General features: G+C 51.5%; 7 protein-coding genes and 1 pseudogene. 1 reads left to right on the top strand and 7 read right to left on the bottom strand.

Going from position 1 to position 7715, the window contains the following annotated elements; genetic code table 11:
• Positions 1-178: 178 nt before the first annotated feature.
• The 7 genes and pseudogenes from Q0372_RS01885 to der form a co-directional block, all read right to left on the bottom strand.
• Positions 179-592 (bottom strand): hypothetical protein, encoded by a 414-nt coding sequence (locus Q0372_RS01885; protein WP_298101844.1) that lies wholly within the window; start codon positions 590-592, stop codon positions 179-181.
• A 25-nt stretch (positions 593-617) separates the two neighbouring features.
• The gene (locus Q0372_RS01880; protein ID WP_298101841.1) at positions 618-1955 is read right to left on the bottom strand and encodes a PFL family protein; all 1338 of its coding nucleotides are present in this window, start codon (positions 1953-1955) and stop codon (positions 618-620) included.
• A gap of 63 nt (positions 1956-2018) precedes the next feature.
• On the bottom strand, positions 2019-2231 hold the full coding sequence (locus Q0372_RS01875) for an ACT domain-containing protein (protein ID WP_298101838.1): 213 nt from the start codon (positions 2229-2231) through the stop codon (positions 2019-2021).
• 54 nt (positions 2232-2285) lie between these two features.
• Positions 2286-2783: a DUF2628 domain-containing protein gene (locus Q0372_RS01870; protein ID WP_298101835.1), complete on the bottom strand. Its 498-nt coding sequence runs from the start codon at positions 2781-2783 to the stop codon at positions 2286-2288.
• 10 nt (positions 2784-2793) lie between these two features.
• Positions 2794-3762 (bottom strand): tryptophan--tRNA ligase, encoded by a 969-nt coding sequence (gene trpS, locus Q0372_RS01865; protein ID WP_298101832.1) that lies wholly within the window; start codon positions 3760-3762, stop codon positions 2794-2796.
• Between the two features lie 487 nt (positions 3763-4249).
• A pseudogene (locus Q0372_RS01860) lies at positions 4250-4744 on the bottom strand (shikimate kinase); the annotation flags it as partial.
• Complete coding sequence (gene der, locus Q0372_RS01855) at positions 4731-6116, bottom strand: ribosome biogenesis GTPase Der (protein WP_298101830.1); 1386 nt, start codon at positions 6114-6116, stop codon at positions 4731-4733. The pseudogene Q0372_RS01860 and the gene der, both read right to left, overlap by 14 nt.
• 458 nt (positions 6117-6574) lie before the next feature.
• On the opposite strand from der, the gene Q0372_RS01850 reads away from it, so the two are divergent.
• Positions 6575-7690, top strand: coding sequence for a DMT family transporter (locus Q0372_RS01850; protein WP_298101826.1), 1116 nt, complete (start codon positions 6575-6577; stop codon positions 7688-7690).
• The last annotated feature ends 25 nt before the right edge of the window (positions 7691-7715 follow it).

Below are 7715 nucleotides of genomic sequence, written 5' to 3'. Positions count from 1 at the left end.
GTGCCGCGGGGATCGCGCGCCGTAGAGACAGCGCACCGTAAAATTTCACGCCGTAAAATTTAAAAGCGAAATTCCGCGCCGAAATTTTAATTCAAAATTCCACGCCTGCAAGCGTAAAATTTAGAGCTAAATTCCATCGCGGCGACTTAGAATTTTGCGCTCTTTTAAATCCGCAAATTTAATACGCCTTTACGAGCCGTAAATTTTTTAGATATATGACGCCGTCAAAAACGCCGCCCCCATTCGGCGCGGGCCAAGAAATGGCGATTCTTTTCGGTTCCCTGTCATATTCGGGCGAGCAACGATTCTTGGAGCAGTCTATTTTAAATACCTCTTTATCGTTGCTATCAAAATCCGTCAGGGTAGAATTTTTAGGAATTTCCAGCGTGTGGATTATACGATACGGCTCGCCCTCTTTTGTGCGGGCGGACGTTATTTTTATTAGCGTATCTGCGCTGTCGTCCGAAGTCCTATAAACCCCGTCTTGCCCCAAGCCCACCAGCTCGAATTTTTTCTCATTGCTATAAAATGCCGAGATTATGGAGCAGCCGCTTAGAAGCAAAGCCGCTGCAAATAATGCAAACGCTCTCATTTTTCCTCCTTAAGCGGGTTAAGCTTTAATTCTTAAAACTATGAATGGGTGCTGGTATCTGGCCGCCGCGAGCGATGAAGTCTGCCGATGAGTTTTTATTTACGCTCATCACGGGCGCGCTGCCCAGAAGCCCGCCAAACTCCAGCGTGTCACCCTCTTTGCCTTTTGGGATGATGCGCACGGCGGTCGTTTTTTGATTTATCACGCCGATCGCGGCCTCGTCGGCTATGATCGCGGCGATCGTCTGCTCGGGCGTATCCTGCGGGATCGCGATCATATCGAGCCCCACCGAGCAGATCGCAGTCATCGCTTCGAGCTTTTCTAAGCTTAGCGATCCTGCGCGCACCGCGGCGATCATGCCCTCGTCTTCGGAGACGGGGATGAACGCGCCGCTAAGCCCGCCTACTTGGTTGCACGCCATTACTCCGCCCTTTTTGACCGCATCGTTTAGCAGCGCCAAAGCCGCAGTAGTGCCGTGCGTGCCGACGCGCTCCAGCCCCATCTCCTCAAGCACGCGCGCGACCGAATCGCCCACCGCAGGGGTTGGGGCTAGCGAGAGATCTACGATGCCAAATTTCACGCCCAGTCGCTCGGACGCCATTTGACCGACGAGCTGTCCAATGCGCGTGATCTTAAACGCCGTCTTTTTCACGGTCTCTGCTACCACGTCAAAGCTCGCCCCGCGCACCTTCTCAAGCGCGCGCTTAACGACGCCGGGGCCCGATACGCCCACGTTTATGACGACTTCTGCCTCGCCCACGCCGTGAAATGCGCCCGCCATGAAGGGATTATCCTCGACGGCGTTGGCAAACACGACTAGCTTTGCCGCACCAAGATCCGAAAGCCGCGCCGTTTCTTTGATCACGCGCCCCATATCGGCGACCGCGCTCATATTTATGCCGGTTTTGGTCGAGCCGATATTTACCGACGAGCAGACCTTTTGCGTCGCGGCGAGCGCAGCCGGGATGGAGTTGATTAAAATTTTATCGCCCTTTGCGTAGCCCTTTTGCACGAGCGCCGAAAAGCCGCCGATAAAGTCGATACCGACCTTTTGTGCCGCCTTATCCATCGCTTTAGCAAGCGGCACATAGTCAGTAGCGTTCGTCGCCGCGCCGATGATGGCGATAGGCGTTACGCAGACGCGTTTATTTACGATCGGGATGCCGAGCTCTGCTGAAATTTCATTGCCGACCTTTACCAGATCGCGCGCCTTATCGGTGATCTTGGCGTAAATTTTCTCCGCGGCTTTGCCCATATCGGGATCGATGCAGTCAAGCAGGCTGATGCCCATCGTGATCGTGCGGATGTCGAAATTTTGCTCCTCGATCATCGCGATCGTTTCGGTTACGTTTTTGATGTCCATATCGGCGCCTTAGATGTTGTGCATGGCGTCAAAGATCGCCGAGCTTTGGATGTTGATCTTTACTTATAGCTTTTCGCCAAGCTCGTTTAGCTCCTCGCGCAGAGCCGTAAAGTCCTGCTTTTTGTCGCTGGAAACCACCGCCATCATTGTGAAAAACTCATCCAAAACCGTCTGGCTGATGTCGTCTATGTTTAGTCCAAGCTGCGCGAGCTTGGCCGAAACGCCCGCCACAATGCCGACCTTGTCCTTACCGATCACCGTTACGATCGCTTTCATTCTTACTCCTTTTTAAAATTTAGCGTTTTTGAGCGCGGAAGCCGTTTAAAATGACTAAGCTTTGCCGCCGTTTGAAATTATCAGCGCAAACACAATCGCGACAAAAGCGTAAAATATTACCGCGAGCCATATCGCCCATCTATTCACGCCGCCGCCCCGTCTTAGGGCTTCATCGTCCTGCTTATCCAATAGCGCGACAAATCTATAGCAAACGAAATATTCCGCCATAGCCGCACTAGTAACGCTGACTGCGATCCCTACGGCACTATCGTGCCCGTCTAAAAACGGAATAAAGCAGGAGATCACTATAAAGGCAAACAGCATTGCGGCAAATTTATACTCCTTGCGGTACAGAAAAAAGAACAGCGTGCCGAAAAATCCCCACCAGCTCCACGTACTTACGTAATTTAACTCGCGCTGCTTACCCGCGGCGAAAAATTTCTCGCAGGCGCGTGCGTAAATTTCAACCTTACTAGGAGTTTGCAAGAAAATTTCCAGCTTCTGCCGAAGCAGCTTGCCGTCAGATAAAATTTCTCTAGCGTAATCCGTCATCTCACTCTCCTTAGCGATAAATCCCCACGGCGGCGCGAACCTTTTGCATCAATGAAGCAGCCGTCGCAGCCGCTCTTTGCGCGCCCTGCCTTAGCATCTCGTCTAAAATTTCGCGGTGGCTTTGATAGTATTCGAATTTATCTCGCGCGTCTTTGAAGTAGCTAAGCACTAGCTCGTTTAGATACGCCTTAAAATGCCCGTGCCCCTCGCCTCCGCGCTCGTAGCGAGCCTGCAGCTCCGCCTGCTCCGCTTCGCTTAAAAACAGCTTCGCGATATTATAGACATTACACCCGCGCCACTGCTTAGGCGCCTCTAGCGGCTCGGAGGTCGTTACGATACTTGAAATTTGCTTCTTTAGCGTCGCGGCATCTGCAAAAATATCGATCGTATTGCCGTAGCTCTTGCTCATCTTCGCGCCGTCTGTGCCCGGCACGATCGCTACTTCATCATTTACGCGCGCTTGCGGAATAGTTAAAATTTCGCCGTGGGCGTTGTTAAATTTAAGCGCGATGTCGCGAGCGATCTCGACATGCTGGATCTGATCCTTGCCCACGGGCACGATCTCCGCGCTGTATAGCAGGATGTCCGCCGCCATCAGCACGGGGTAGCTGAACAGATCGTGTTTGCTCTCAAAGCCCTTTGCGATCTTATCTTTGTATGCGTGTGCTCGCTCGAGCAGCCCCATCGGCGCATATCCGCTTAAAATCCAGTAAAGCTCCAACACCTCTTTCACGTCGCTTTGCACCCAAAACACCGTCTTTTTCGGATCGATCCCGAGAGACAAAAACGCCGCGGCGGCCTCGTAGGTGGAGTTTTTAAGCTTTGCGCCGTCGCTTACGGACGTGAGCGCATGGTAGTTTGCGATAAACATAAACATCTGCTCGCCCGCGTTTTGCGCATCTACCATCTGCTTGATACTCGCGAAGTAGTTGCCCAAATGCAGCTTGCCGCTAGGCTGAAGACCCGTTAAAATTCTCATCATTGCTCCTTTAAATCAAAATCAGATCGCCGTCTATAAAGCCTACGGCGACGTGCTTGCACTTAAAAATTTTAGCGCTAGGCATCTGCCCTCGCAGCTCGCGCAGAGCCTGCACGAGCATTTTTAAAACCTGTCGCCACGAAAGCTCGCTTAAAAAATCAAGCTGCAAGCGCGAGCTTTGCGGATAAAATTCATCCTCGTCCTCGCACGCCCAGTCGTCGTCATCCGCATCAAAGCTGCTCGATCCCGCGAGCTCAAGCGCGTAAGGCTCGTAAAGATCGAAGTGCCACGCGATCACCCGCTTTGGAATTTGCTCGCGTTCTAAGCCCTCTAGTAGCTCGCGCAGCTTTTGCTTTAGCGCCTCTTTCTTTTCAAGCTTATCGCTTTTGCCCTCTTTGCCGTGCAGCTTGGAATTTTTGCCGCCGCCAGAGCACTTCTGCTTAGACATCTTTTTCCCTTTTAAATTTAGCCCGTCGCAGGCGGAGCAAATTTCTTTTACGATCTTTTTTACGCTTTTATTTTCGACGTTGATTACGATGTCGGCCTTTTTTTCATACGCCCCGTCTCTTTGAGCGTGCAGCGCTGCGGCCTTTTGCAGATCCGCTAACAGCGGGCGCTTGGCAAATTTTTTCTCCGCGTTCTCGCTATTTTTTAAGCGATCAATAATCCCCTCAAAGCTTGATTTCAGATACACGACGGTGCCGATTTTATTTAAATTTTTCACGGCGTAAAAACCGCCGCCCGTGGAGATCACGGCGCAGCGGACGGACTTTTCTAAAAATTTTGCAAGACCCGCCTCCATCTTTCTAAAGCTCTGCTCGCCCTGCTCTTTAAAAATTTGCCCAATCTTTTTATTGGCGTAGCTTTCAATCATATCGTCGCAATCAAGCGCGAACATCCCGCTTTGCGCAGCCAGAGCCCGTGCTACCGTGCCCTTACCGACCCCCATAAAGCCGATGAGCACGATTTTACCGCTCTTCATCGCTCTCCCCTTTTTTGCGCGGCAGCAGCACTAGCGGACTGCCCAAAAGGGCAAAGCTCGCGCGCAGCCTGTTCATCAAATAGCGCTTGTAGCTAAAATGCAGCGCTTGCGGGCGGTTCATCACAAGAGCGATCTTCGGCGGCGCAAAGCCGATCTGCGCGGCGTAGTAAATTTTAACCGATTTGCCCCGCTCACGAGGTATCGGATGCGCCTTTATCGCGGCCTCTACCGCTTCATTGATCCTTGCGGTGCCGAGCTTGCGCGTGAAATTTGAATAAACCTCCAAAATGAGCGGGTAAATTTTATGTATCCGCTTCCTGTCCGTCGCGCTGACGCTGATGATCGGCGCGTAGGAAAGAAATTTAAACCTATCGCGCAGATCGCGGCAAAACTCGTCGTAATCGCGCTCGCAAAGATCCCATTTGTTTAAAATTATGATTAGACCTAGTTCAAATTTAGCCGCAAGCCCCGCTATGCGCTCGTCCAGCTCGTTTAGCGGCTCGCTTGCGTCAAGCACCAAAAGCGCGATGTCGGAGTTTTGCAAGATTTTTTCGGTGCGATTTAGCGCGAAGCGCTCGATGCCCTCGATCTTGCCGCGACGGCGAATGCCCGCCGTATCGATAAACTCGAGCGTGCGCCCCCCAAATTCCGTGCTTTCGTTCACCGGATCGATCGTCGTGCCCGCATAATCGCTCACGACCGAACGCTGCGAGCCGACAAGCGCGTTTAGAAGGCTTGATTTGCCGACGTTTACCCGCCCGATGATGCCCACGCCGATGGTCTTGTCTGCATAAAATTCCTCGTCGCGCCCCTCTTTCGGCTCGCCCTCGTCGTTAAAGCCCTCTATAAAATCATCAAAAATTTCATCCTCGTCCTGCCTTGCGGGCGCGGGATCCAAAAAGCCGTAGATCCACTCTTTCAGCTCATCGATGCCGCTGTTGTGCGAGACGGAGATCGGGAAAAATTTAACGCCGAATTCGTTAAACTCCCAGCTGCGCTCCTCGTCGCGCTTGCCGTCGATCTTATTGACCGCCAGGGCGATGGGCTTGCCGAGTCTCTGTAGCGAGAAAAATATCCGCCGCTCATCGTCGCTTGGAAGCAGCTTGCCGTCCGTCATAAAGATTATCAAATCCGCGCTCTTTGCCTCGCTTAGCGTCTTAGCCTGCACGCGCGCAAACAGCTCGGAGGCGTCGTCCAAGCCGCCCGAATCGATCACGCGCACGCGACGATCGAAAATTTCGGCTTCGGCTCTATTAGTATCGCGCGTCGTACCCGCAACGTCGCTCGTGATGGCGATACGAGCGCCCGCTAGGCGGTTAAAAAGGCTCGACTTGCCGACGTTGGGGCGCCCGATGATGATCAAACTTTTCACATTCGTCCTTGTAGTTTTTGGCGCGATTATAACCAAAAATAGATTAAAGCCAAATTCTACGCGCTCGCTCGCGCAAGTCGGGCGGCAAAATTTTATGAAATTTAGGCGCTAAATTTAGCGAAATTTTATCGCGACACTAGCAAAACACTGCTCGTAAAAAGACGCCAAGGCGCGCGATTCATCGCCTCAGACGGCGCAGAACGGGGCGATGCGTAAATTTTATAAAATTTAAAGACCAAAACCCGAGCACGAAAGCTAGCGATCAAAACACAAAAAACGGGCGCAACTGCGCGAAAGCATAAAAGCCCGCAGCTACGCAAATTTGGCTGCTTTGCGCATACAAGCGCCGAATTGCAAAAACGAGCCGTCGCGTCCAAACGCGCAAAAGCAGGCGGCGCGGCGGAATATTAAAATTTAATCATTATGCGTGTATAATTCCGCAAATTTAAAGGGGCGCGATGAAATACAACAACTTCTTGCTGCACCATCTAAGCGTGTATTATATGCTGATGGCGTGCTTTTACAACTCTCTTACGGGCGTTTTTGCCAAGCTTTTGGGCGCGCAAATTTCATCGCTTGAGGTCGTGCTCTTTCGCAACCTGCCCGGACTTTTGATCCTGCTTTATAAAATCAAGGCTCGTCCCCGTACGGCACGCTTCGCAAACAAAGGCGGTCATCCTTTTACGCTCGCGTTTCGCGGCATTATCGGGATTTTGGGGCTGATGGTATTTTTTTATAATGTCACCAACATCAGCCTCGGCGAGGCATTTACCTTTCAAAAAACAGCGCCCATTTGGACGGCGATCATCGCGTATTTTACCCTCGGCGAAAAATTCGGCACGATGGGCTGGTTCTCGGTCTGTCTCGGATTTGCGGGAATTATTTTGGTGATTCAGCCGCAGTTTGGCTTACAGCCGAGCGATGTTTTTGGAATTTTAAGCGGATTATTCGCCGCAATGGCGCTTACCTCCGTACGTGGGCTGCGCAAATACTATAGCTCCGATACGATCATCCTCTCGGCGCTTCTTGCCGGCACGCTAATGCCCGCAGCGCTTATGATAGCGGCGGAATTTATAGATGCGCCCGCGCTGAGTTTTATGCTTTGCAAATTTAAAATTCCAAACGCGCAGGGCTGGCTCTTTGCCGTGCTTGTGGGGCTGTTGGGGCTGTTTTATCAAACCTACATCACCAAGGCCTACGCCGCAACGCGCAAAGCGGGCATAGTAGCTACGATCAGCTACGCAGACATCATCTTTTCGACGCGAAGAAGGCTGCTGCTGCTCAGAACCTCGAGGCTGAGAAGAAGGTTAACGAGGCTATTGCTAAGAAGGTTGCAGACAAGAAGGCTGCTGCCGTTGCAGCACAGGCTGCTGAGAATACATCTTCTGAGGCTCCTGCGGAGGAGACACCAGCAGAGGCATAACCCTCGCTCGCTATTAAAGCATAAGTCCATAGACTCTATAAGGGTTTATGGACTTTTTTTTGTGATAGATTTTAAAAGATTGCAGTTTGATATAATTCCTATACAAAGAAGTCATTATTGTCTTACTGCATTAGTAATGGGTCAGTCCTAAAATCCAGTTGCAAGCCTATACTCTT

Source organism: uncultured Campylobacter sp., assembly GCF_937997405.1.
Lineage (GTDB): Bacteria > Campylobacterota > Campylobacteria > Campylobacterales > Campylobacteraceae > Campylobacter_B.
This window is presented reverse-complemented; position numbering and strand designations above follow the sequence as displayed.

Bases quoted from the DNA above. Each gene is read 5' to 3' on its own strand.
- Q0372_RS01885 (WP_298101844.1), bottom strand. From the start codon at position 592: ATGAGAGCGTTTGCATTATTTGCAGCGGCTTTGCTTCTAAGCGGCTGC.
- Q0372_RS01880 (WP_298101841.1), bottom strand. From the start codon at position 1,955: ATGGACATCAAAAACGTAACCGAAACGATCGCGATGATCGAGGAGCAA.
- Q0372_RS01875 (WP_298101838.1), bottom strand. From the start codon at position 2,231: ATGAAAGCGATCGTAACGGTGATCGGTAAGGACAAGGTCGGCATTGTG.
- Q0372_RS01870 (WP_298101835.1), bottom strand. From the start codon at position 2,783: ATGACGGATTACGCTAGAGAAATTTTATCTGACGGCAAGCTGCTTCGG.
- trpS (WP_298101832.1), bottom strand. From the start codon at position 3,762: ATGAGAATTTTAACGGGTCTTCAGCCTAGCGGCAAGCTGCATTTGGGC.
- Q0372_RS01850 (WP_298101826.1), top strand. From the start codon at position 6,575: ATGAAATACAACAACTTCTTGCTGCACCATCTAAGCGTGTATTATATG.